This is a genomic window from Olleya sp. Hel_I_94, from assembly GCF_007827365.1.
Lineage (GTDB): Bacteria > Bacteroidota > Bacteroidia > Flavobacteriales > Flavobacteriaceae > Olleya.
In genome coordinates this window covers 290,760-314,141 of the sequence record NZ_VISI01000002.1, presented here as the reverse complement: position 1 = coordinate 314,141, position 23,382 = coordinate 290,760, and the positions used below count along the sequence as shown (strand labels likewise).

Sequence of the window (23,382 nt, the reverse complement as noted above, 5' to 3'; positions counted from 1 at the left end):
AATTAAATATTTTTAAAAAACTAGTATTTACCTAAAGGTCTAAAACTAGTTACACCAAATTTTTGTGCTTCTGCTTTAGCTGAAGGAGATAAAGCTGTTAAATTATCAATACGTGTTTGATTTGCTGGATGCGTACTTAAAAATTCTGGTGGTGCTTCTCCTCCACTTGCTTGTGCCATACGTCTCCATAAATTAGCTGCTTCATCTGGATTGTAACCAGCAATAGCTGTAAGGTATAAACCAATTCTATCCGCTTCAGTTTCGTGACTTCTACTAAAAGGTAACATACCTCCTACGTTAGAAACAATACCATAAGATTGATTAAAGATTCCTAAAGTTTTTTCATCATTTGCCAAAGCTACATTACCAACAACTCCTAAGCCTTGTTGTATCATTCCAGCACTCATACGTTGTTGTCCGTGATTTGCTAAAGCATGCGCTACTTCATGACCCATAATTGCAGCAATTGCAGATTCGTTTTCTGCTACTGGTAAAATTCCGGTATAAAACACAATTTTTCCTCCTGGCATACACCAAGCATTTACAACATCTTCTTCAATTAAATTGTATTCCCACTTATAATCATTTAAATAACCTTGTTGTCCATTAGCATTTAACCAACGTTCTGCTGCGACAGATATACGTTGACCAACACGCTTAATCATCTCTGCTCTTGTTGTTCCTGTTTCTACTTTACTTTCTGTTAACACTTGGTTATATTGCGCGAAAGCTGTTGGAAACAATTCTGCATTAGACACAAAAGCTAATGTTTTTTTTCCTGTAAATGGATTAGTAGAACATGACAAAAACATTACTAATGTTAAGGCAAGCGCTAAACTATTTTTTAATTTCATATTGATTATAATTTATTCTTTTTATAAATCTACAAAAACTTAGCCATATTTTAACAAACGGTATTTTTATTTGCTAACAAAACATCGATTAAAGTCACATATAGTCTTTAAACAGTATATTACTTGTATTTATTTTCCTATTAAATGAATTTCAGAAAAGTTTTTATCAATAACCATAGACACTATTCCGCTGTCTTTAATTTGATCAATAGCTACAGTTTCATTATCTATTTGAATCTCATTAATTTCAAATGGTAATGCGTGAATATTTAATTTGAAAGTCTTATAGGTAGCTTCATACTTACCTTCTTTATGCTGTTGAATAATTAATTCCTGAGACTTACCTGTTAATTTAAATGTCCTGAAACTATAACGTCCCTTAGTATAATCATAACCATCATGAGCATCATCAAATAACTGTGACGACTCTTTACCTAACTTAAAGTACACGTCTAATGATAACTCTTCAATTATTGTTTGGTCTACATATTGCTGAACTGGAAATTTAGGTACGATTGCACCTTCTTTTATAAAAATAGGCATACTATCTATTTCTGCATCAACCCATTTTTCTTTTCCTCCTTCTACTAACTCATCGGTCCAAAAGTTATACCAGCTACCTCTAGGTATGTACATTCTGCGACCTTTAGCATTAGGTTCTTGTATTGGGCAAACTAAAATTTGATCTCCATAAACAAACTCATCTGTTCTATAGTGTGTTTGATTATCCTCTTGATCGTACATGACTAGAGACTTTAATATAGGTGTACCATGCTCTACCAAGTTCCAAAAAGCGGTATATAAATAAGGTAAAAGTTGATATCTAATTTCAATAAATTTTCTAACAACATCTGTCACGTCTTCATCAAAAGCCCAAGGTTCTTGATCTCCATGATCTCCAGAAGAATGCACACGACAAAATGGATGAAAAATTCCTAATTGAATCCAACGTGTAAACAATTCGCCTTGAGGCTGTTCGGCAAAACCTCCGATATCACTTCCTGCAAAACTAAATCCTGACATTGCCATACGTTGTGCTTGTACATTTGCTATCCAAAGATGCTCCCAAGTAGCCACATTATCTCCTGTCCAAGTAGACGTGTATCGTTGGGTACCAGAATAAGCTGCTCTAGTTATTACAAACGGACGTTTAGGATAGTTAAACTTTTTCATTCCATGATAAGTAGCTCTAGCCATTTGCATACCATAAACATTGTGTGCTTTTCTGTGACTACACGGATTACCATCATAATCATGACGCACATCATCCGGAAATGTTTTATTTGGCACTTCCATTACAGCAGGCTCATTCATATCATTCCAAACGCCTTGTATACCTATGTCTTCAACTAATTCTTTAAATAATCCTGACCACCAATCTCTAACTTCTGGTTTTGTAAAATCTGGAAAATAACATTCTCCAGGCCACACTTTACCTTTCATGTATGGACCATCAGCACGTTTACAAAAATAATCCTTGTCTAAAGCTTCTTTAAAAACTGAATATTCGTTGTCTATTTTAATTCCTGGATCAATAATAGCTACGGTTTTAAAGCCATCCTCTAACAACTCTTTAACCATGCGTTTTGGGTCTGGAAAGTGGTCTTTATTCCAAGTAAAACATCTAAAACCATCCATATAATCTATATCTAAATAAATGGCATCACATGGTATTTGAAGCTCTCTAAATTTTGAGGTTACCGCTTTAACCTCTGCTTCGGGATAATAACTCCATTTACATTGATGAAACCCTAAAGCCCATAATGGTGGTAATTGATGTGGTTTTCCTGTCAAGTCTGTGTAATTCTCAACAACATCCTGCATTTTTGGACCATAAATAAAATAGTAATTCATCTCACCTCCTTGAGCCCAAAAACTGGTTACGTTACGTCGTTCTTGACCAAAATCAAAATACGATCTAAAGGTATTATCAAAAAAGATTCCGTAAGCCTTACCATGGTGTAAACCTGTAAAAAATGGAATTGCTTTATAAATAGGATCTGTTTCTTTACCAAAAGCATATGAGTCGGTTACCCAGTTTTGAAATCGTTTTCCTTTTAAATTTAAATGGTCAGGCTTATCACCTAAACCAAAGTAACTCTCACGTTCATTAACTGTTTTACTCATTTTAACGATGTTACCACCAAACTCATAGCTTTCTTCCCAATGAAAACCTATTTCATCTTGGTTAATAAGCTCGTCTGTTATAGCATCATATATAGAGACTCTGGCATCTTTTTTAGAGACTTCACATCTCAATTTAGAAGTGATTATAATGTAAAACTCATCATTTTCTACAATTTCTAACTTATTATAACCTGTACTTGCGTATTTGGTTATAGCATAAGAAAAATCGTTATCAAACGTTCCTGTTGTTGTGTATCTAAATCTTAGGACACTATCCCTTAAGACTGTTAATTGAAGCACTACGTTATTTTCTGTATAGAAATATAATGTGTCTACATCTTTTTTAAATTTTATTATTTGTGAAGGAAATAAGTTTCCTTTTTGTTCTAATTCTGTATTTACAATCATAATTGAATGTCCTAATTATTTATAGTAAAAAAACGCAAAATAAACCTGTTACAAAAGCTTTGCTATTAGATATTGTTACAAATTATTAACTATAACGTTTTCGATAATTAAATTTATTAAAACCTTAATTATCAAACAGTAAAAATGAGAATTACATATATTATATAATCGTAATATTCTTTTTTTTAAGGTTGATATTTTAAGGCTATCATACCTAAAGGTGGTATTGTAATTTCAACTGAATTTTTTCTAGAATGCCATAGTTTTGATTGGCTAACTATTGACTTATTTTGAAAATCTCCTGTTCCAAAGTATTGCTTATTATCGCTATTAAATACTTCTATTAATTGTCCTTTTTTAGGTAGTCCAATTCTGTAATTATTTAGAGGTACTGGTGTCATATTACAAGCTACAATAATGTTGTCTTTAGGCTTATTTCCTTTACGCATAAACACTATTACAGAATGTTCTGAATCTCCATAATCAATCCACTCAAAACCATCACTTGAAAATTGTTTTTGATAAAGTGCTGGTTCTGTTTTATAAAACGTATTAATATCTTTTATAAATCTATTTAACCCTTTATGCGATGGATAATCCAATAAATGCCAATCAAGACTAGTTTCAAAATTCCATTCTTCACTTTGACCAATTTCAGCACCTTGAAACAATAATTTTGTACCTGGATGAGCAAACATATAACTGTATAACAATCTAACATTAGCAAAACGTTGCCACTCATCTCCTGGCATCCTTCCCAAAATAGATTTTTTACCATACACCACTTCATCATGACTTAAAGGCAGCATAAAGTTTTCTGTAAATGCGTAGGTTAATGAAAAGGTAATATCATTTTGATGGTGTTTTCTATAAATTGGTTCTTTTGAAAAATATTGTAACGTATCATGCATCCAACCCATCATCCATTTCATTCCAAATCCTAAACCATCTAAAAACACAGGTTTTGAGACACCTGGAAACGCAGTAGACTCCTCTGCAATAGACTGTACATCTGGATAGTTTCCGTAAATTGCTTTATTTAAATCTTGTATAAAAGCTATGGCTTCTAAGTTTTCTCTACCTCCATGTATATTAGATTCCCACTCACCATCTTCTCTACTATAATCCAAAAACAGCATAGACGCTACAGCATCCACACGTAAACCATCTGCATGGTATTGATCTAACCAAAATAAAGCATTGCTTATTAAAAATGATTTAACCTCGTTTCGACCATAATTAAATATTAAGCTTTTCCAATCCTGATGATACCCTTTACGCTTATCAGGATGCTCATACAAACATGAACCATCAAATAGTCCTAATCCATGGGCATCTTCTGGAAAATGAGAAGGTACCCAATCCAGTATAATTCCGATATCATTTTGGTGTAATGTATCTACCAAAAGTTTAAACTCTTCTGGATAACCAAATCGTGATGTTGGTGCAAAATATCCTGTGATTTGATAACCCCAACTTGGATCGTACGGAAATTCCATTATTGGCATCAGCTCGACGTGCGTAAAATTCATTTCCTTGACGTAATTTACTAAGTCGTCTGCCAACTCTACATAAGATAAAAAACGATTGTCTTCAACCTGCTTTTTCCAAGATCCTAAATGTACTTCGTAAACAGAATAAGGCGCATCTAAAGCATTTTTTTGCTTTCTGGAGGCCATCCATTTTTTATCTTTCCATGTATAATTATCTTCCCAAACTATAGAGGCTGTACTTGGATTATGTTCGCAACGTCTAGCATAAGGATCTGCTTTTTCTGTCACGCTACCATTAGTGCTATTTTGTATTTTATACTTGTACAAACTGCCTTTACCAATGTTTGGTATAAACCCTTCCCAGATTCCGCTTTTATCCCATCGTACATTTAAAAGATGGTCACCTTCTGTCCATGCATTAAAGTTACCTACTACAGACACTTGTGTCGCGCTTGGTGCCCAAACAGCAAAATAGGTGCCTTCAACATTATTAACCGTAGTTATATGAGATCCAAATTTCTCGTATAATCGATAATGTTTTCCAGCTTTAAAAAGATTAATATCAAAGTCCGTAAAAAGACTAAACACAGTGACTTCTGCCATAAGCTATATTACAAATCCATTAGGTATTACAGCTCCTTTTTTAATAACAACAATACCATCTTTAATAACATAGGTATCCGTTTCTTTATTTTCTAAATGCTTTCCACCATTAATTCTAACATCATCTCCTATTCTTATATTTTTATCAATAATGGTGTTTTTTATAAAACAACGCTCTCCTATTCCCATTAAAATATTAATCTTATTAGACTCTATTTCTTCTAAAGATTCATAGGAATCACAACCCATCATGTAGGTGTTAATAATGGTGGTTTCTTTACCTATTCTTGATCTAATACCAATGACTGATTTTTCAATTTTAGCAGCATGCACAATACAACCTTCTGCAATAACTGTTCTATCTAAAGCGGTTCCGGATATTTTAGATGTTGGTAATATCCTAGCACGTGTATAGACGCTTTGATCTTTATCGTATAAATTAAATTTAGGTATATCATCCGTCAAGCCTAAGTTAGCTTCAAAAAAAGAATCTATGTTTCCTATATCTGTCCAATATCCTTCAAATTGATAACTAAGTGTTTTATGCTTTGCAATGGATTGCGGAATGATTTCCTTTCCAAAGTCATTTGTATCTGGATTACTCATTAGCTCTACCAATAAATCTCTATTAAAAATATAGATTCCCATTGATGCTAGGTGGTTTTTACCTTGACTTTCCATTTCTGGACTAACGGTTGATGTCCATTCTGGTAGCAATGATGCATCAGGCTTTTCTATAAAAGAAGTAATTACATTTTTATCATCTGTTTTTAAAATCCCAAATGACGTTGCATCCTTAGCATTTACAGGAATAGTTGCTATAGATATTTTTGCTTTAGCTTTAATATGTGCATCAATCATCTCGTTAAAATCCATTTGATACAATTGGTCTCCAGACAAGATTAAGGCATACTCAAAATCATGACTTAAAAAATGATGCATGCTTTGTCTAACCGCATCTGCTGTACCCTGAAACCAACCTTCGTTACCTGGTGTTTGCTCAGCAGCTAAAACATCTACAAAAGCCGAACTAAAAAAACTAAAATGATAGGTGTTTTTAATATGACGATTTAAGGATGCCGAGTTAAACTGTGTTAATACAAACATGCGTTTGATATCTGAGTTAATACAATTAGAAATAGGAATATCTACCAATCTATACTTTCCAGCAATAGGCACTGCAGGTTTAGATCTAGTTGCAGTTAATGGATATAATCTGGATCCTTGTCCTCCTCCTAAAATTATAGATAACACTTTATTATTAATCATAGTTATTTTTTTAAAGATTGGTATAAATTAATATATGCTTTTGCAGAAACGTCCCATGAATGATCAATGGTCATAATATGCTTTCTTATTGATTTAAAGATAGTTGTTTTATTATATAAATCAACACTTCGGGTAATGGCTTTGTAAATTTGCGCTACTGAGACTTCTTCATGACTAATTCCAAAACCCTCATTTTTGTCAATATCTACAATGGTATCTTTTAAACCTCCAATACTTCTCACTACAGGAATTGTTCCGTAACGCAAAGCATATAATTGGTTTAATCCGCAAGGTTCAACCCTTGATGGCATTAGTAAAAAGTCTGCTCCTGCATAAATATTATGCGACAGTTTTTCGTCATAGCCAATAAATACATTGTAAAGACCTGTATTATTTTCTTTTAACTGAAGCAAAGCCTGTTCAGCTTCGTCATGTCCAGAGCCTAAAACCAAAACACTACAATTTTCGTCTTCCAATGCTTTTTTTATTGCCAAAGGAAAAACGTCTGCACCTTTTTCATGCACCAATCGTCCAATAAATGTAATTAACGGTTTGCTTTCATCTAAATTAAAGGTTTTACACAACGCTAATTTATTGGCTAATTTACCAGCTTCTAATGTTTTTATATTATAATTATGATCTATATAATGGTCTGTTTCGGGATTCCAAACAACTGTATCTATTCCGTTTAATATACCTATACATTTATTACTTTCATGTTGTAATAAATCTTGTAGTCCATTGGCCTCTAGTTTTAACTCGTCCATATAACTAGGCGATACAGTGGTTACACGCCAAGCACATTTTATTGCTGCTGCCAAAGGATTTATACAATTGTCCCAATCTAACAATCCTGTTTTTGTAGACTCAAATTCTGGTATTAAATGTAATTTATCATAGCCAAACCAACCTTGGTATTGTGCATTGTGGATGGTAGTAATTACCGGAATTGTATTTAAGCTTTTATATTTAAAACTCTCTTGACACATAAAGGGTATTAATCCAGTGTGGTGATCATGACAATGAATAATATCTGGTAAATCTTTAAATGATAATATCCAATCTAATGTCGCAATCTGAAAGGCTAAAAAGCGATCTGTATCATCTGCAGAATACACATAATTTTTGTGCAAAAGGTTTGGGATATCCACAAAATAAACCTCAAAATCTAAAACTGCAGCTTTAGTTTTTAAAATATTGTAACCTATTTTATGACCATTAAAGTCTAATTTACTTTCATAAATTGACTTAAAATTATTTTTTTGGGTGAAAGCATTATCATAATAAGGCATAATAACACTAGATGTTGCTCCTAGGTTGTTTTGATATTTTGGTAACGCTCCAACAACATCTGCCAAACCTCCAACTTTAGCTATAGGATAACATTCTGCGCTTATATGAAATATTTTCATGTATTACATTTTTATTAGACGTTGAAAAGTTACACTTAAAATCACAAACAGTAAAATGTTATTTTTAAATTAAAATTACGACTGTATTAATTCTATTTTAAGATTTTAGGATATCTTTAAAAAAAAGAAGAAAATATGAAAAAAATTGCATTATTAGTATTTGCATGTGCCTTATTTAATTGTAAAGGCAACGCGCAAGACACAAAAGAAAAAGAAAAAGAAAATTTTGAAATCACTAAAACAGATTCCGAGTGGAAAGCAGAATTATCTGATGCTGAGTATTATGTTTTACGACAAGCAGGAACAGAACGTCCCTTTTCTAGTGCTTTAAATAAAGAGCATAGATCAGGAACTTACCATTGCGCTGCATGTGATACACCTTTATTTAAAAGTGAAAACAAATTTGATTCCGGAACAGGATGGCCGAGTTTTGATCAAGAAATTAAAGGAAATGTAGCATTTGGTACAGATACCAAAATTGGTTATACTAGAGATGAAGAACATTGCGCAACTTGTGGTGGACATTTAGGTCACGTTTTTAATGATGGTCCTAAGGAAACAACAGGAGAAAGACATTGTATTAACGGAGTTGCATTAAATTTTAAGCCAGATAATGAGTAATTATAAAGTCACAAAATCAGAACAAGAATGGCGTAATGAGTTAACGGAAGAACAGTACCGTATTTTACGCAAAAAAGGTACAGAAATGCCCCATACTGGAAAATATAACCTTCATTTTGAAAATGGAGCCTATGCATGTGCTGGCTGTAACCAACAACTTTTTGAAAGTAACAGTAAGTTTGAGTCTAATTGCGGTTGGCCTAGTTTTGACGAAGCTATTCCAGGTAGCGTTACCAATATACTAGACAAGTCTCATGGGATGATTAGAACAGAAGTAGTTTGCTCTAATTGTGGTGGTCATTTAGGTCATGTATTTAATGATGGTCCAACTGAAACTGGAACACGATTTTGTATCAACTCGGCAAGTGTAGATTTTAAAAATGAATAATTACATTACAAGCCTAATCAAACAATTTGATTATTATAAAACTGCTGGAGACAAAGCCCTTCAGCAGTTATCATTTAATGAAATGAATTGGCAATCTCACGACAACTCCAATAGCGTATCCATAATTGTAAAACATATGGTTGGAAATATGCTAAGCAGATGGACCAATTTTTTAACTGAAGATGGCGAAAAACAATGGCGACAACGCGAACAAGAATTTGAAGCCACTTATACAAATAAAGCTGAATTAATTGCTGATTGGGAAAAAGGTTGGCAATGTCTTTACGATGCTATTACACCATTAAAAAATAACGATTTAGAGCGTATTGTTTATATAAGAAACGAAAGCCAAACAGTCTCTGACGCTATTTTTAGGCAATTAGGACACTATTCATACCATATTGGTCAAATAGCCTATATTGGCATTATAATTAAAAATGAAGATTGGCAATCTTTATCCATACCAAAAGGGACTTCTAAAGCATTTAATGACTCTAAATTTAATAAGACTAAGAATTAGACTTTATCTCTTTTTTAAAAGGCCTAATAATTAAACGTGCTTCACGATCAAACCTAATGTAATTATACACCCAATTAATAAAAACAATCATTCGGTTTCTAAAACCTATTAAAAAAAATAGGTGAACAAACATCCAAACAAACCAAGCAAAAACACCCTGAAATTTAAAGTTTGGCAAATCTACTACAGCCTTATTACGTCCTACTGTAGCCATAGAGCCTTTATCTTTGTAAGTAAAAGGTTTCATTGGTTTATTTTCTAACATTTTAAGTAAATTATCACCTAATAACCTACCTTGTTGTATTGCTGGTTGTGCCATCATAGGATGACCATGAGGCGTATTTTCTGTTTCCATTTGTGCTACATCTCCAACCGCAAAAACATTATTTAAACCTTTAACTTGGTTAAACTCATTAACCATAATCCTATTACCTCTAGACACAAACTGGTCTGAGTCCAACCCTTTTATAGCTGCTCCTTTAACTCCTGCTGCCCAAACAACTGTTGCAGCATCAAAGGTTAAATCACTATTTGTAGTAACGGTTTTACCATCAAAACCAGTTACTCTTACATTTTTCCAAACATGAACGCCTAACTTTTCTAAAAAATCTTCTGCTTTTTGAGACGCCTGAGGGCTCATTTCTTTTAAAATCTTATCACCAGATTGCACTAAATTAATCTGTGCCAATCGTGTGTCCAAATCTGGATAATCCTTGGGTAAAATACCTTTTTTAATTTCGGCTAAAGCACCTGCTAACTCTACTCCTGTTGGACCTGCACCAACAATAACAAAATTCATTAAAGCTATTCTTTCATTTAAATCCGAAGTTAAAAGTGCGTCTTCAAAATTTTCAAGAATTAGACTTCTAAGATTTAAAGATTGTGGTACGGTTTTCATTTCCATACTATTGGCTTCGATAGATGTATTACCAAAATAATTGGTTTTAGAGCCTGATGCTACTACTAAATAGTCATATTTAAGTTCTCCAATATTAGAAATAACTTTATTTTTTTCTGTATTAATTTCAGAAACATCTGCTAACCTAAAGAAAAAGTTAGGAAAATCTCCTAAAACCTTTCTAATAGGATACGCAATGGAGTCTGGCTCTAATCCTCCAGTTGAAACTTGATATAGCAATGGTTGAAATGTATGATAATTGTGCTTATCTAAAAGAACAACTTGTACTTCTTGTTTAGATAATTTTTTAGCTAACGCAATGCCAGCAAAACCACCACCAATTATTATAATTCGAGGAAAACTAGATTTAGGTATATTCATATAAAAAAACTTGCATGACAAAGGTAATATAAAGTTATAATTTTTTAAGAATCTAAATTCTTTATTCAAATTTGGTTTTGTAACTTCGTAACTTCTTAAAACTACAAAAAATAATAGAATGAGTAAATACGATGTAATTGTTCTTGGAAGTGGACCTGGAGGTTATGTAACCGCAATTCGCGCTTCACAATTAGGCCTTAAAACCGCTATAATTGAAAAAGAAAGTCTTGGTGGTGTATGTTTAAATTGGGGTTGTATTCCAACTAAAGCGTTACTAAAATCTGCTCAGGTTTTTGAATACTTAAAGCACGCAAGTGATTATGGTTTATCCGTAACAGATTATGATAAAGATTTTAATGCTGTTGTTAAACGTAGTCGTGGTGTTGCTGAAGGCATGAGTAAAGGTGTTCAGTTTTTAATGAAAAAAAACAAAATTGAGGTAATCAATGGTTTTGGTACATTAAAACCAGGAAAAAAAGTTGAAGTAGACGGAACCGTTTATAGTGCTGATCATATTGTAATTGCTACTGGAGCACGCTCTAGAGAGTTACCAAGTTTACCACAAGATGGTAAAAAAGTGATTGGTTATAGAGAAGCAATGACATTACCAACACAACCTAAAAAGATGATTGTTGTTGGATCTGGTGCAATTGGTGTTGAGTTTGCATACTTCTACAACTCTATGGGAACTGAAGTTACTGTTGTAGAATACTTACCAAACATTGTACCTGTTGAAGATATTGACGTGTCTAAGCAATTAGAAAAGTCATTTAAAAAGAGTGGTATAAACGTAATGACATCTGCAGAAGTTACTAAAGTTGATACGTCTGGAGAAGGTGTTAAAGCAACGGTTAAAACTGCTAAAGGTGAACAAGTTTTAGAAGCTGACATTATTTTAAGTGCTGTTGGTATTAAAACTAATATCGAAAACATTGGATTAGAAGATGTAGGTATTGCGGTTGATAGAGACAAAATATTAGTTAACGATTACTACCAAACTAATATTCCTGGATATTATGCAATTGGAGATGTAACTCCTGGTCAAGCTTTAGCACACGTTGCTTCTGCTGAAGGAATTTTATGTGTCGAAAAAATTGCTGGTATGCATGTTGAAGCTTTAGACTATGGTAATATACCTGGTTGTACTTATGCAAGTCCAGAAATTGCAAGTGTTGGTTTAACCGAAAAGCAAGCTAAGGATCAAGGATACGATATTAAAGTTGGAAAATTCCCTTTCTCGGCATCAGGTAAAGCTAGTGCTTCTGGAGCTAAAGATGGTTTTGTAAAAGTGATTTTTGATGCTAAGTATGGTGAGTGGTTAGGTTGCCATATGATTGGTGCAGGAGTTACTGATATGATTGCAGAAGCTGTTTTAGGACGTAAATTAGAAACTACAGGACACGAAGTATTAAAAGCAGTACATCCACACCCAACTATGAGTGAAGCGGTTATGGAAGCTGTTGCAGATGCTTATGACGAAGTAATACATTTATAAAAGTTTTAAAATTTATTTTAAACACTTTAAAGCATAAAAAAAGTTCCAGAATTATCTGGAACTTTTTTTATTTATATAGGTTGTATAGGATTAAAACATAAATCCAATACCAAATTGCCACACGTTATTTTTAGCATCGACACCTTCAAATGGTGTACCATCTTCAAAAATATCTGTCACACCTAAGTTATAACGTCCACTTAAGAAAAAGCCATTATCAAACTTATAAGCTGCACCTAAGGCGATACTTGTATCAAAGTCTTTTACGTATGAGTCATCAGAATCAATTTCGATATCTCCACCATCGCTGTTTGGTTGGTAATCAAACTCTTCGTGGATTTTAAATCCAAATTGTGGTCCAGCCTCTACACTAAGTCCTTTAACAATATATGCTTTTAATAATAATGGTACTTGAATGTAATCTAATTGATATTCGATATTTTCGTCAGTATCCACTATATTATCTTGGTCAATCTCTCTAACATCAAATCCTTGACCAGAATACAATACCTCTGGCTGGAATGATAATCTTTCAGTTAATGGGATTTCTGCAACTAAACCAGCATTAAAGCTAGTTCTAGAATCTAAATCACCTAAATCATCTCCACTAATTGTTGATGAGTTTAATCCACCTTTTATACCTAATTGGACTTCTCTTGAATCCGATTGTGCATTTACCAATGCTAATCCAGAAACAAATAGTGCTGTACTTAAAATTAATTTTTTCATTGTATATTTTTTAAGGTTAATACATCAAAATTACGAACTGCATCTAAGTACAGATGTTCTGTTAACAACGTTTAACAGCAATATGGCTGTATTTAACAGTATTTAATAGAAACCTTATTTTATACTAAAAAATTAAATTTATTTTAAGAGTTATGCTTTTAAAAGTTAAGTAAAGCCTAAATTATTAATGCGCTTTATATTACAAAAAACTTTGAATGGCTAATTCATAGCTTTGCAATCCAAAACCAAGAATAATCCCTTTTGCATTTGGAGACACGTAGGATTGGTGTCTAAACTCTTCCCTACCAAAGGTGTTAGAAATGTGTACTTCGACTACAGGAGTCTCAATAGCTTTTACAGCATCACCAATACCAATAGAGGTATGTGTGTAAGCTGCTGCATTTAAAATTATACCATCATAACTAAAACCAACCTCTTGCAATTTATCAATTAATTCGCCTTCAATATTAGATTGAAAATGCTGTATGGTTGCAGATGGATATTTAGATTGAATTTGATCCAAAAATTCGGTAAAAGATAGGCTACCATATATGTTTGGTTCTCGTTTACCTAATAGATTAAGATTAGGTCCATTTATTATAATTAGTTTTTTCATAAAGTAAAAATACAAAAGTTATGGCATAAAAAAACCGAAGCGATTAAGCTTCGGTCTTTTTATAATAAAGTTTTAAAAACTTAGAATTTGTAAACAACTCCAAAGTTAATATCGCTTAAGTTTAATCCTACGTTAAAAGTATCAGTAGACTCAGCTCCATCAAAATCAGGCTCAGTTGTAGAGTATCCTAAAACACCTACAGAAGCTTCGATAGCGAAGTTTTTAGATACGAAATAGCTAATACCAGGAGCAAAAGCAATGTCAAATCCATCATACTTAGCATCTGCTAATTTATCTTCTCCTGAAGTATAATCAACACCTAACTCAGTAAATAAAGAAAATTGGCTAGCTGGAGCGAAGTAATATCTTCCAAATACACCAACTGCAAATTCATTTGCGTCTACTAAATCAGTACCATCATTATCAGAAGATAAAGAAGTATAACCAACTTTCAAACCTGCTGCAATGTTCTCAGATACGAAGTATCCTACTTTTGGAGCAATGTTAAACACGTTTGAATCTAAATCTCCAGTAGTTTCAGTACCAAAACCAACAGAACCAGAAATAAAAACATCTCCTTTTTCGAAACCACCAACAGTAGCATCATCTTGTGCATTAACACTTGTAAATCCTAATACTGCGATTGCAGCTGTAAATAATAATTTTTTCATAATTAAATTTAAATTTTAAATTATTTGAGCCGACAAAATTAGGAGCAATTAAGAGTTTAAACAAGAAAAATAACACAAAAGAAACACGGTTATTAACAAGTATTTATAAATCAAAACATTAAAAATAAAATTTAACGTTTTATTTTGATAAAATTTATGTTAAGCCTTACTATCAGAAAGATTACATAAAAACCAAACACTAGTTATTGTTAAATAAATACGCCTTAATTCAGCATTAAAATCACTTTATTAACAATTTTATAAACAATATTATTGGTAATTAATTAGATATATTACAATCATTAAAAAAGCATAAAAATCACATACATAATACAAGATTTAAATTCATTTATAAAAGCCAAAATTTATAATTAATTAAGATATTAAATATGTAACAAAAAAAAACCGAAGCTATAAAGCTTCGGTTTACTAAGATATATTTAAATTCAATTATAATTTAAATTCAACACCTAATGTAGCTATGTCAAATGATCCTCCATCGGCACTTACACCTCTGTATGCAGCAACTAAATCTAGGCTTTCTGAAATCCCGTACTGTAATTTTGGAGCATAATAAAATCCTCCATCGTTTCCGTCATTGATTCCAATAGCATAACCTAAATCAGCTCCTATGGTAAAACTATCTGAAACATTAAATCTTGCAGCAGCTCCTACAGGCACAAAACTAATATCCTCAGCCTCAACAGTAATTGTAGTACCTCCAAAAGAATACTCATCTTCTTTTCCAAATGAATGAGAAAAACCTGCGGTTAAACCTGCTTCAAATTCATCTGAAACTTCCCAAAGGTAATTTAAATCTAAAACAGCGCTAAAAGATGATATATCACCTGCATCACCTAATGGCATACCTCCATTAATCCCTAAATTAAAATCTTGTGCATTCACACTTGTCATTCCTAATACAGCTACAGCTGCGATTGTAAATAATTTTTTCATAATTAAAAATTTGTTTTTGATTAATACCCTAGCAATTTAGCAATTCTTTAACAAAACAAAAAATAGCTTTAACACACTATTAACACTTAAAGCAAGGTTTAAAGTTTTAATTATTAATATTCAATCACTTACAAAAATAGAGGTGTTTTTAATTTAACATGATTATAAATTAATACCTTTAAACCCTATGAAATGGCACCAAGCATTAGAGGATTATTCCATGTATTTAAAAATAGAAAGAGGACTTTCTGTTAATTCTGTTAATAGTTATTTATTAGACGTAAAAAAACTTATTAAATATTTAGAAGCTAACACAATTAGCCACTCACCTATTACCATAGATAAAACTATAATAAAAGACTTTATTTATGATGCTGCCAAAAATTTAAATCCAAGGTCACAGTCTAGATTAATATCTGGTTTAAAAGGTTTTTTTAATTATTTAATTTTTGAAGATTACAGAAAAGATAATCCGTTAGATACCATAGACTCACCCAGAATTGGACGTAAATTGCCTGATACGTTAAGCGAGAATGATATTAATAATTTAATTAGCGCAATTGACTTAACACATCCACAAGGTCAACGCAATAAGGCCATATTGGAAGTATTATATAGTTGTGGTTTACGTGTTAGTGAACTTACTAATTTAAAACTATCAGATTTATTTTTTGATGAAGGGTTTTTAAAAATTACTGGTAAGGGTGACAAGCAACGTTTTGTGCCAATATTGGAGGACACTCAAAAATATATTTTGATTTATAAAAACCAAATTAGAAATCATTTAACCATAAATCCTGACCATCAAGATATTTTGTTTTTAAATAGAAGAGGTAAACAATTAACTAGGGCTATGATTTTTACGATAATAAAAGATTTAGCAAAAAAGATTAAGTTGGATAAAACTATTTCTCCGCATACATTTAGACATTCATTTGCAACACATTTACTAGAAAATGGTGCAGATTTAAGAGCTATACAATTAATGCTTGGTCATGAAAGCATTACCACCACAGAGATTTACACACATTTAGACCGATCGCATTTAACAGCTGTGATAAATAATTTTCACCCAAGAAAATAAAAAAAACTTTTAAATATGTTGTTAAAAATCAGTATTTTAACATATATTTGTGCTGTTGATTAAAGCAAATTGACTGAATCCCTTTGTAACTAACTATTTAATAAACACTACTTTATGTCAGAGTTAATTAAGGGTATTCTAAACAATCAAAATTCTTTTCAAATTAGAAATGAGAACTGGGAATCTACATTAGAAATATCTAAGGTAGGCATCTGGGATTTTTGCGCGTCCAGTCAATCCATTTTTTTTTCTAAACCATCTAAAGCCATTATAGGCTTTGAAAACGACGACACATTTGGGCAAAATATAAACGATTGGAATGATCGTGTACATCCTGAAGATAAAGAACAATACCATAAGGATTTTCAAGAGCACATTAATGGAATAAAACCCTATTACGAAAACAAACATAGGGTAAAACATAAAGATGGATCTTATAGATGGGTTTTAGATCGTGGTAAAGTTATCGAAAAAAATAAGCAAGGAGAAGCCTCTAGATTTATTGGAACACATGTAGATATTACAAAATATGCTTTAAATGAATTAAAAGTACAAGAAACTTTGGACTTAGTAGTTAAGCAAAACAGTAAACTGCAAAACTTTGCACACATTGTGACTCATAATCTAAAACAACATGCAGGAAATTTTGAAAGCCTTTTAGATTTTTATAAAGAAGCGCAAACTGTGTCTGAAAAAGACCAAATGATGGAGTATTTAATTACATTATCTAAATCTTTATCTAAAACTATAAGTAATTTAAACGAAATAGTTACTGTACAATCCAAGCAAAAAACAGATACTGAAAAGCTATGTATTAATACTGAAATTAATACCGTTTTAACGGACTTAAATTATCATATATCAGAAAACCACGCACTGATACATAATAATACAACTCCAGACTGTTTTTTAAATTTTAACACCTCTTATTTTCACAGTATTATACAAAACTTAGTATTAAATGCTATAAAGTACAAGCATCCACAACGTCATCCAGAAATACATATTAGTAGCACATGTACGGAACAGTCTATTGAAATACAAATTACAGATAATGGCTGTGGTATAGATTTAAAAAAGTTTGGTAAGGATATCTTTGGATTATATAAGACGTTTCATAAAAACCATGACTCTGAAGGTGTGGGATTATATTTAGTAAAAAATCAAATTGAAGCTTTTGGTGGAACAATCACTGTAGAAAGTACTGTAAATTTAGGAACCACGTTTACTATAACGCTACCTAATTAACAAGAATAATCTTCATAAACAAAAAATAAAATCACATTTAATCGATGATATTAGTGTTTAATCTAAAAAAAATGCATTTTATCGATATAATTATTTATTTCAACTAAGTAACTTATAACCAATCATAATTTTAGATATTTGTTTGCACGCCAAATACTGTTTAAAATGAAGATCAATGAAAATGCTAAAAATGAAGATTCAACTTTTGAGGAGTTGAAATGGAAATTTGCCTTACAAAATTCAGGTATAGGACTTTGGGATTGGAATTCTAAAACAAGTAAAGTTTTTTACTCAAAAGAATCCAAACAAATTATAGGTTTTAATGAAGACGAAATAAGCTCTGAAGCTTCAGAATGGGATAAGCGTGTGCATAGAGATGATATTGATGATTACTATGAAGACTTCAATAATCATATTAATGGAGACAATCCAGAATATAAAAACATCCACAGAATACTGCATAAAGACAATACCTATAGATGGATTTTGGACCAAGGTAAAATTATTGAGTATGATGATAATGGTAAACCGGTCAGAATAATTGGGACACACACTGATATTACCAAACAAAAAGAAACGGAACGCTCCTTAAAAAAGTCTATAGATTTAATAACAGTACAAAACAATAGACTGCAAAGTTTTGCACATATCGTCTCTCATAATTTAAAAGAATACGCTAGCAATTTTGAAAGCATTATCACATTTCATGATGAAGCAGACTCAGAAGCGGAAAAACAAGAGATGTTTAGACACCTAAGAACAGTGTCTAAGGCGTTATCTAAAACATTACTTAACCTACGTCATTATGTAAGCGTACAATCTAAAAAGCACATAAAGGGTAATGTAATGTCTGTTGGTCGTGAGGTAAATTTAGCAGTAAACGATTTATCATATCTTATAGCCGAAAGTAGTACTATACTGTACAATAATGTCGAGCATGATTGCAACATTTGTTTTAGTTCATCCTACTTCCAAAGTATTATGCACAACTTAATTACTAATGCTATTAAGTATAAACATCCTGATCGTAAACCGGAAATAACAATATCATCTAATTGCACAAAAGACAATTTGGAGTTAACTATTACTGATAATGGTTTAGGATTAGATTTAGATAGATATGGTAACGAGGTTTTTGGATTATATAAAACGTTTCATAAAAACAAAGATGCAGAAGGTGTTGGCTTATATTTAATTAAAAGCCAATTAGAAGCTTTTGGAGGTACAATAACCATAAACAGTACTAAAGATGTAGGATCTACATTTAATATTATTATACCAAAGCAAAAAAAAATCCAGCTATAAGCTGGATTTTTTATTTAAACTACATTAAAACTACTTAGCAATATTAACTGCTCTAGTTTCTCTGATTACTGTAACTTTTACTTGTCCTGGATAAGTCATATCAGTTTGTATTTTTTGAGAAATACTAAAGGATAAGTCTGCAGCATTTTGGTCACTTACTTTTTCGCTTTCAACAATTACACGTAATTCTCTACCAGCTTGTATAGCGTATGCTTTTTTAACACCATTAAATCCAAATGCTATTTCTTCTAAATCTTTTAAACGTTGGATATAACTATCTAAAACTTGACGTCTTGCCCCTGGTCTTGCTCCTGATATAGCATCACAAACTTGGATTATAGGAGATAATAAAGATTTCATCTCTATTTCATCGTGATGGGCTCCAATAGCATTACAAACCTCTTCTTTTTCGCCATATTTTTCTGCCCATTGCATACCTAAAATAGCGTGTGGTGTTTCCATATCTGCTTCTGCATCTGGTACTTTACCAATATCATGTAATAAACCTGCACGTTTAGCTAATTTAGGATTTAAACCTAATTCTGCTGCCATAACACCACATAGTTTAGCTACTTCACGCGAGTGTTGTAGTAAATTTTGTCCGTATGAAGAACGGTATTTCATACGACCTACCATTTTAATTAATTCTGGATGCAATCCGTGAATACCTAAATCGATAACTGTACGCTTACCTACTTCAATAATTTCTTGTTCTATTTGCTTAGTTGTTTTTTGAACAACTTCTTCAATACGTGCTGGATGTATACGACCATCTGTAACTAATTTATGTAATGATAAACGGGCTACTTCTCTTCTAACCGAATCAAAACATGATAAAATAATTGCTTCTGGTGTATCATCTACAATAATCTCTACTCCTGTTGCAGCTTCAATTGCACGAATATTACGACCTTCACGACCAATAATACGTCCTTTTACATCGTCGCTTTCAATGTTAAATACAGATACGCAATTGTCTACAGCTTCTTCTGTACCTATACGTTGAATGGTATTAATAATAATTTTTTTAGCGTCTTGTTGAGCAGTCAATTTAGCCTCTTCCATCTTGTCTTGTACGTAAGACATAGCTTCACTTTTAGCTTCACCTTTTAAAGACTCTACTAATTGTGATTTAGCTTCTTCTGCAGATAAACTAGAGATAACTTCTAATTGCTCTACTTGACTTTTATGTAGCCTATCTAACTCTTCTTGTTTTTTTTCTAAAACATCAAGTCTATGGTTATAATCTTTTACTTTTTCTTCTATGTCTGTATTTAGTTTTTTGTTTTTTGATAACTCACTAGATACTTGAGACTCTTTATCTCTGATACGTTTTTCTGTATCAGCCATTTTTTTATCACGCGACAAGATTACCTTTTCGTGTTCTGCTTTTAATTCTAAAAATTTTTCTTTTGCTTGAAGTATTTTGTCTTTTTTGATGCCTTCTCCTTCAACATTTGCTTCTTTTAAAATGCTAGCTGCCGATTTTTTAGCGCCTTTAATAAGTTTAGAAGCGTTGTTTTTTTCAAGCACTTTAGCAATTATAAAACCTACTATGGCTCCAATAGCAAGACCTGCTATAATTAAAATTGTATTATCCATTTTTGATTGTTTATGTATATAAAAAAAGCCTACACTAATTTAGTTTTGTATAAACTCCTTAAAAACAAGTTTAGGGCTAACAAGCTGATCAAGGATCTGCCCAAACAGTGATAAATCACTATTAGCAGCATGCTTTTACAACTTAAAACTCACCCTTTTTAAAGAATTAACGTTGAGTTTATCAAAAAAATAATTAATGTAGGCAGTAACCTAATATTGTTATGTTATAAGAACGTATTATAAACTAAGATGCGATTGCAACATGTCATTTAAAGCTTCTAACTTATCCTGAACATGCTCCTCCACATGGTTTTTATCTAAGGCTTTCTGTTCTACTTGACTAGCAAATTGTAAAGCGCACATGGCTAAAACATCTTGCTTATCTCGCACAGAATAGCTTTGCTCAAATTTGGTAATCATAGCCTCTATCTTCTTTGCTGCTAAACGCAGTCCTTCTTCTTGACTAGGTACAATAGTTAATGGGTAGACTCTATTTGCAATAGATAACTTTATTTTAAGCGTGTCTGCCATAAAAACTATATAATATTAACTAGAAAGTTGGCTTATACAATGGTCAATCTCTCTAATTAATGTGTTTATTTTGAGCTTTGTTTCTCGTTTATCGTTGTCACTGCCTAGTATGGTATTAGCCATTTTTAAAGTGTCATACTTTTCTTGCCAACTCTTTAATTCTAAATCCTTAGCAACTATCTTAGATTGTGATTGTTCTAAAGCTTCTTTAAGCTTTGCGTTTTCTAGTTTTAAAACTTGTTGCCTTGATAAGACCTTTCTAATTTTATTTTCTAGCGCATCAACAATGGTTTCAATCTTACTCATTAACTAATACTATACTTATCTTACAAAGTTAATCAAACCTTAACACTTTGCAATTAATTTTTCATAAATTTTTATTATATCTTAAATTTAACTCATTATCAATTAAATGGCTTAGTCTTTGATTTTACTTTGGTAATTAAAACCTAATTTATATTTTAGCAGTAACCAATTATTTATGCGACACATACTTTTATTACTCGTTTTTTTAACAACATCGTCTATTGCGCAAAACATTTATCCACAGGATTACTTTAGGTCTCCTTTGGATATAGAGTTGGTCTTATCAGGGACATTTGCTGAGCTTAGAAGCAATCATTTTCATTCTGGATTAGATATTAAAACTAAACAACGAGAAGGCTTAAGTGTCTATGCTGCTGCTAGTGGTTATATAAGCAGAATTAAAATTTCGCATTACGGTTATGGTAAAGCTATTTATATTACACATCCTAATGGTTATGTTACTGTCCATGGACATTTACAACGTTTTTCTGACAAGGTTGAAGCCTATGTAAAAAAGCATCAATATGAAAAGGAAAGTTTTGAAATAGAATTATTTCCGGACATCAACGATTTAATAGTTACTAAAGGCGAGGTCTTTGCTTATTCCGGAAATACAGGTGGTTCTGGTGGACCACATCTTCATTTTGAAATTAGAGATAATCAAGAACGACCTATTAATCCATTACTATTTGGATTAAAAGTTAAAGACAGTAAAAAGCCAATTGTAAAAAGCATGTATGCTTATCCGATAAATGATTTATCACATGTTAATGGTAGTAATTTAAAACAAAAACTGCGCGTAATTCCTCAAAAAAATGGAGATTATAAAGTAGAAGATTTAACTGCTTACGGAAAAATAGGCTTTGCTGTTAACACTATAGATCAACAAGATTTGGCTGCTAATAAAAATGGTGTTTACAAAATTGAAACCTTTTATAATGGAGCACAAAATTTTACAATTGATTTTAGAAAATTTTCTTTTGACGAAACTAAACATCTAAATAGATTAATAGATTACACACATTATAAAGATGAAAAAGAGCGTCTTCAAAAATTATTTTTAGACACCAATAACCCGTTAAGCTTATACAAAGACAAGATTGACGATGGGTATTTAGTTATTTACGATACTGTTTCTAACGTTTATAAAGTTAAAATCTCAGATTTTGAAGGTAATGAAACTAATATTGATATAAACATTAAAGGTGAAGATAAACAACCAAATGATGTTTCTAAAAACTTTACATCTCCTTATTACATCAAATCAGGTGAAGCAAACGTTTTAGAAAACCAAAATATAAAAGTAGACTTTCCTAGAGAGACCTTTTATGACGATTTTTTTATAGACTTTAGAGTTAATGGTGATACTTTAAAGTTACACGAAAACAACCTAGCGTCTAAAAAATATTTTACCATAAGCTACGATGTAAGTAATTACAATCCGGAAGATTTAAAACAAGTTTATATTGCCAGATTAGTTGGATGGAATAATTTTTTAAGCTACTCCTCTACCCAAAGAAAAGATAATATCCTTTTTACTAGAACTAAAAATTTAGGAACTTACTGTTTAGCTAGAGATACTGTTAATCCAACAATAACACCTATTAGTTTTAAAGATGGTCAGTGGTTAAGTAAATACCGTTTTTTAAAAGTTAAAATTGACGACAAACATACAGGTATATCCAACTATAGAGCAACCTTAAATGGTCAGTGGATTTTAATGGAATATGATTACAAAAAGAAAACCTTAACATACGATTTTAATGATAAAGTCGTTACAGACACTAAGAACAATTTAAAAATTATTGTAACAGATAATGTAGGAAATAGCAGTACATTTGAAGCAAGCTTTTTTAGAAAATAA

21 protein-coding genes and 1 other RNA gene are annotated in these 23,382 nt (G+C 31.8%); 8 read left to right on the top strand and 14 right to left on the bottom strand.

Annotated features, from left to right (window positions below):
• Nucleotides 1-20 precede the first annotated feature (20 nt).
• The 5 genes from JM82_RS04425 to JM82_RS04405 all read right to left on the bottom strand — a co-directional run bounded on the left by JM82_RS04425 (nucleotide 21) and on the right by JM82_RS04405 (nucleotide 8,166).
• Nucleotides 21-854: a M48 family metallopeptidase gene (locus tag JM82_RS04425; protein WP_145001533.1), complete on the bottom strand. Its 834-nt coding sequence runs from the start codon at nucleotides 852-854 to the stop codon at nucleotides 21-23.
• Nucleotides 855-983: 129 nt separating this feature from the next.
• Nucleotides 984-3,389, bottom strand: a complete 2,406-nt coding sequence (locus JM82_RS04420; protein ID WP_145001532.1) for a glycoside hydrolase family 31 protein — start codon at nucleotides 3,387-3,389, stop codon at nucleotides 984-986.
• A gap of 185 nt (nucleotides 3,390-3,574) precedes the next feature.
• Nucleotides 3,575-5,485, bottom strand: a complete 1,911-nt coding sequence (gene glgB, locus JM82_RS04415) for a 1,4-alpha-glucan branching protein GlgB (RefSeq protein ID WP_145001531.1) — start codon at nucleotides 5,483-5,485, stop codon at nucleotides 3,575-3,577.
• Between the two features lie 3 nt (nucleotides 5,486-5,488).
• Nucleotides 5,489-6,754 carry a glucose-1-phosphate adenylyltransferase gene (locus JM82_RS04410; protein ID WP_145001530.1) on the bottom strand — a complete coding sequence of 422 codons (1,266 nt, stop codon included), beginning with the start codon at nucleotides 6,752-6,754 and terminating at the stop codon, nucleotides 5,489-5,491.
• A gap of 2 nt (nucleotides 6,755-6,756) precedes the next feature.
• Nucleotides 6,757-8,166 carry a glycogen synthase gene (locus JM82_RS04405; protein WP_145001529.1) on the bottom strand — a complete coding sequence of 470 codons (1,410 nt, stop codon included), beginning with the start codon at nucleotides 8,164-8,166 and terminating at the stop codon, nucleotides 6,757-6,759.
• A 135-nt stretch (nucleotides 8,167-8,301) separates the two neighbouring features.
• Here JM82_RS04405 and msrB (JM82_RS04400) point away from each other — a divergent pair, with 135 nt between their 5' ends.
• From msrB (JM82_RS04400) to JM82_RS04390, 3 genes are read left to right on the top strand one after another with little or no spacing between them, the layout of a single operon-like run.
• Nucleotides 8,302-8,787 carry a peptide-methionine (R)-S-oxide reductase MsrB gene (msrB, locus tag JM82_RS04400; protein WP_145001528.1) on the top strand — a complete coding sequence of 162 codons (486 nt, stop codon included), beginning with the start codon at nucleotides 8,302-8,304 and terminating at the stop codon, nucleotides 8,785-8,787.
• On the top strand, nucleotides 8,780-9,175 hold the full coding sequence (gene msrB, locus JM82_RS04395; RefSeq protein ID WP_145001527.1) for a peptide-methionine (R)-S-oxide reductase MsrB: 396 nt from the start codon (nucleotides 8,780-8,782) through the stop codon (nucleotides 9,173-9,175). Before msrB (JM82_RS04400) ends, msrB (JM82_RS04395) begins: the two co-directional genes overlap by 8 nt.
• On the top strand, nucleotides 9,168-9,695 hold the full coding sequence (locus JM82_RS04390; RefSeq protein WP_145001526.1) for a DUF1572 family protein: 528 nt from the start codon (nucleotides 9,168-9,170) through the stop codon (nucleotides 9,693-9,695). The genes msrB (JM82_RS04395) and JM82_RS04390 overlap by 8 nt, the downstream gene beginning before the upstream one ends.
• Here JM82_RS04390 and JM82_RS04385 read toward each other — a convergent pair.
• Entirely contained in the window at nucleotides 9,685-10,974 is a 1,290-nt protein-coding gene (locus JM82_RS04385) for an NAD(P)/FAD-dependent oxidoreductase (protein ID WP_145001525.1), read from the bottom strand. The two genes, JM82_RS04390 and JM82_RS04385, sit on opposite strands and share 11 nt — an antisense overlap.
• A gap of 118 nt (nucleotides 10,975-11,092) precedes the next feature.
• On the opposite strand from JM82_RS04385, the gene lpdA reads away from it, so the two are divergent.
• Nucleotides 11,093-12,469: a dihydrolipoyl dehydrogenase gene (lpdA, locus tag JM82_RS04380; RefSeq protein WP_145001524.1), complete on the top strand. Its 1,377-nt coding sequence runs from the start codon at nucleotides 11,093-11,095 to the stop codon at nucleotides 12,467-12,469.
• Between the two features lie 90 nt (nucleotides 12,470-12,559).
• Here lpdA and JM82_RS04375 read toward each other — a convergent pair whose 3' ends face one another.
• From JM82_RS04375 to JM82_RS04360, 4 genes are all read right to left on the bottom strand, one after another.
• Entirely contained in the window at nucleotides 12,560-13,198 is a 639-nt protein-coding gene (locus JM82_RS04375; protein WP_145001523.1) for a porin family protein, read from the bottom strand.
• A gap of 199 nt (nucleotides 13,199-13,397) precedes the next feature.
• The gene (aroQ, locus tag JM82_RS04370) at nucleotides 13,398-13,814 is read right to left on the bottom strand and encodes a type II 3-dehydroquinate dehydratase (protein WP_028283145.1); all 417 of its coding nucleotides are present in this window, start codon (nucleotides 13,812-13,814) and stop codon (nucleotides 13,398-13,400) included.
• Between the two features lie 80 nt (nucleotides 13,815-13,894).
• A complete protein-coding gene (locus tag JM82_RS04365; protein ID WP_145001522.1) occupies nucleotides 13,895-14,485 on the bottom strand; it encodes an outer membrane beta-barrel protein in 591 nt (196 codons plus the stop codon).
• A 450-nt stretch (nucleotides 14,486-14,935) separates the two neighbouring features.
• Nucleotides 14,936-15,442, bottom strand: coding sequence for an outer membrane beta-barrel protein (locus JM82_RS04360; RefSeq protein WP_145001521.1), 507 nt, complete (start codon nucleotides 15,440-15,442; stop codon nucleotides 14,936-14,938).
• Between the two features lie 187 nt (nucleotides 15,443-15,629).
• On the opposite strand from JM82_RS04360, the gene xerD reads away from it, so the two are divergent.
• The 3 genes from xerD to JM82_RS04345 all read left to right on the top strand — a co-directional run bounded on the left by xerD (nucleotide 15,630) and on the right by JM82_RS04345 (nucleotide 19,079).
• Nucleotides 15,630-16,526, top strand: coding sequence for a site-specific tyrosine recombinase XerD (gene xerD, locus JM82_RS04355; protein ID WP_145001520.1), 897 nt, complete (start codon nucleotides 15,630-15,632; stop codon nucleotides 16,524-16,526).
• 114 nt (nucleotides 16,527-16,640) lie between these two features.
• Nucleotides 16,641-17,774: a sensor histidine kinase gene (locus tag JM82_RS04350; protein WP_145001519.1), complete on the top strand. Its 1,134-nt coding sequence runs from the start codon at nucleotides 16,641-16,643 to the stop codon at nucleotides 17,772-17,774.
• Nucleotides 17,775-17,939: 165 nt separating this feature from the next.
• Nucleotides 17,940-19,079, top strand: coding sequence for a sensor histidine kinase (locus JM82_RS04345; protein ID WP_145001518.1), 1,140 nt, complete (start codon nucleotides 17,940-17,942; stop codon nucleotides 19,077-19,079).
• Nucleotides 19,080-19,109: 30 nt separating this feature from the next.
• Here the strand turns inward: JM82_RS04345 and rny are convergent, their stop codons facing one another.
• The 4 genes from rny to JM82_RS04325 form a co-directional block, all read right to left on the bottom strand.
• On the bottom strand, nucleotides 19,110-20,681 hold the full coding sequence (gene rny / locus JM82_RS04340; protein ID WP_145001517.1) for a ribonuclease Y: 1,572 nt from the start codon (nucleotides 20,679-20,681) through the stop codon (nucleotides 19,110-19,112).
• Nucleotides 20,682-20,732: 51 nt separating this feature from the next.
• Nucleotides 20,733-20,859, bottom strand: a non-coding RNA gene (ssrS, locus tag JM82_RS04335) — 6S RNA.
• Nucleotides 20,860-20,918: 59 nt separating this feature from the next.
• Nucleotides 20,919-21,212, bottom strand: a complete 294-nt coding sequence (locus JM82_RS04330) for a cell division protein ZapA (protein WP_145001516.1) — start codon at nucleotides 21,210-21,212, stop codon at nucleotides 20,919-20,921.
• A gap of 15 nt (nucleotides 21,213-21,227) precedes the next feature.
• Nucleotides 21,228-21,518, bottom strand: a complete 291-nt coding sequence (locus tag JM82_RS04325; RefSeq protein ID WP_145001515.1) for a hypothetical protein — start codon at nucleotides 21,516-21,518, stop codon at nucleotides 21,228-21,230.
• A gap of 175 nt (nucleotides 21,519-21,693) precedes the next feature.
• Between JM82_RS04325 and JM82_RS04320 the strand changes: the two genes are divergently transcribed.
• The gene (locus JM82_RS04320) at nucleotides 21,694-23,382 is read left to right on the top strand and encodes a M23 family metallopeptidase (protein WP_145001514.1); all 1,689 of its coding nucleotides are present in this window, start codon (nucleotides 21,694-21,696) and stop codon (nucleotides 23,380-23,382) included.

What these genes read in the sequence shown, in the direction of transcription:
- JM82_RS04425 (WP_145001533.1), bottom strand. Translation starts at nt 854, where the DNA reads ATGAAATTAAAAAATAGTTTAGCGCTTGCCTTAACATTAGTAATGTTT.
- JM82_RS04420 (WP_145001532.1), bottom strand. Translation starts at nt 3,389, where the DNA reads ATGATTGTAAATACAGAATTAGAACAAAAAGGAAACTTATTTCCTTCA.
- glgB (WP_145001531.1), bottom strand. Translation starts at nt 5,485, where the DNA reads ATGGCAGAAGTCACTGTGTTTAGTCTTTTTACGGACTTTGATATTAAT.
- JM82_RS04410 (WP_145001530.1), bottom strand. Translation starts at nt 6,754, where the DNA reads ATGATTAATAATAAAGTGTTATCTATAATTTTAGGAGGAGGACAAGGA.
- JM82_RS04405 (WP_145001529.1), bottom strand. Translation starts at nt 8,166, where the DNA reads ATGAAAATATTTCATATAAGCGCAGAATGTTATCCTATAGCTAAAGTT.
- msrB (WP_145001528.1), top strand. Translation starts at nt 8,302, where the DNA reads ATGAAAAAAATTGCATTATTAGTATTTGCATGTGCCTTATTTAATTGT.
- msrB (WP_145001527.1), top strand. Translation starts at nt 8,780, where the DNA reads ATGAGTAATTATAAAGTCACAAAATCAGAACAAGAATGGCGTAATGAG.
- JM82_RS04390 (WP_145001526.1), top strand. Translation starts at nt 9,168, where the DNA reads ATGAATAATTACATTACAAGCCTAATCAAACAATTTGATTATTATAAA.
- JM82_RS04385 (WP_145001525.1), bottom strand. Translation starts at nt 10,974, where the DNA reads ATGAATATACCTAAATCTAGTTTTCCTCGAATTATAATAATTGGTGGT.
- lpdA (WP_145001524.1), top strand. Translation starts at nt 11,093, where the DNA reads ATGAGTAAATACGATGTAATTGTTCTTGGAAGTGGACCTGGAGGTTAT.
- JM82_RS04375 (WP_145001523.1), bottom strand. Translation starts at nt 13,198, where the DNA reads ATGAAAAAATTAATTTTAAGTACAGCACTATTTGTTTCTGGATTAGCA.
- aroQ (WP_028283145.1), bottom strand. Translation starts at nt 13,814, where the DNA reads ATGAAAAAACTAATTATAATAAATGGACCTAATCTTAATCTATTAGGT.
- JM82_RS04365 (WP_145001522.1), bottom strand. Translation starts at nt 14,485, where the DNA reads ATGAAAAAATTATTATTTACAGCTGCAATCGCAGTATTAGGATTTACA.
- JM82_RS04360 (WP_145001521.1), bottom strand. Translation starts at nt 15,442, where the DNA reads ATGAAAAAATTATTTACAATCGCAGCTGTAGCTGTATTAGGAATGACA.
- xerD (WP_145001520.1), top strand. Translation starts at nt 15,630, where the DNA reads ATGAAATGGCACCAAGCATTAGAGGATTATTCCATGTATTTAAAAATA.
- JM82_RS04350 (WP_145001519.1), top strand. Translation starts at nt 16,641, where the DNA reads ATGTCAGAGTTAATTAAGGGTATTCTAAACAATCAAAATTCTTTTCAA.
- JM82_RS04345 (WP_145001518.1), top strand. Translation starts at nt 17,940, where the DNA reads ATGAAGATCAATGAAAATGCTAAAAATGAAGATTCAACTTTTGAGGAG.
- rny (WP_145001517.1), bottom strand. Translation starts at nt 20,681, where the DNA reads ATGGATAATACAATTTTAATTATAGCAGGTCTTGCTATTGGAGCCATA.
- JM82_RS04330 (WP_145001516.1), bottom strand. Translation starts at nt 21,212, where the DNA reads ATGGCAGACACGCTTAAAATAAAGTTATCTATTGCAAATAGAGTCTAC.
- JM82_RS04325 (WP_145001515.1), bottom strand. Translation starts at nt 21,518, where the DNA reads ATGAGTAAGATTGAAACCATTGTTGATGCGCTAGAAAATAAAATTAGA.
- JM82_RS04320 (WP_145001514.1), top strand. Translation starts at nt 21,694, where the DNA reads ATGCGACACATACTTTTATTACTCGTTTTTTTAACAACATCGTCTATT.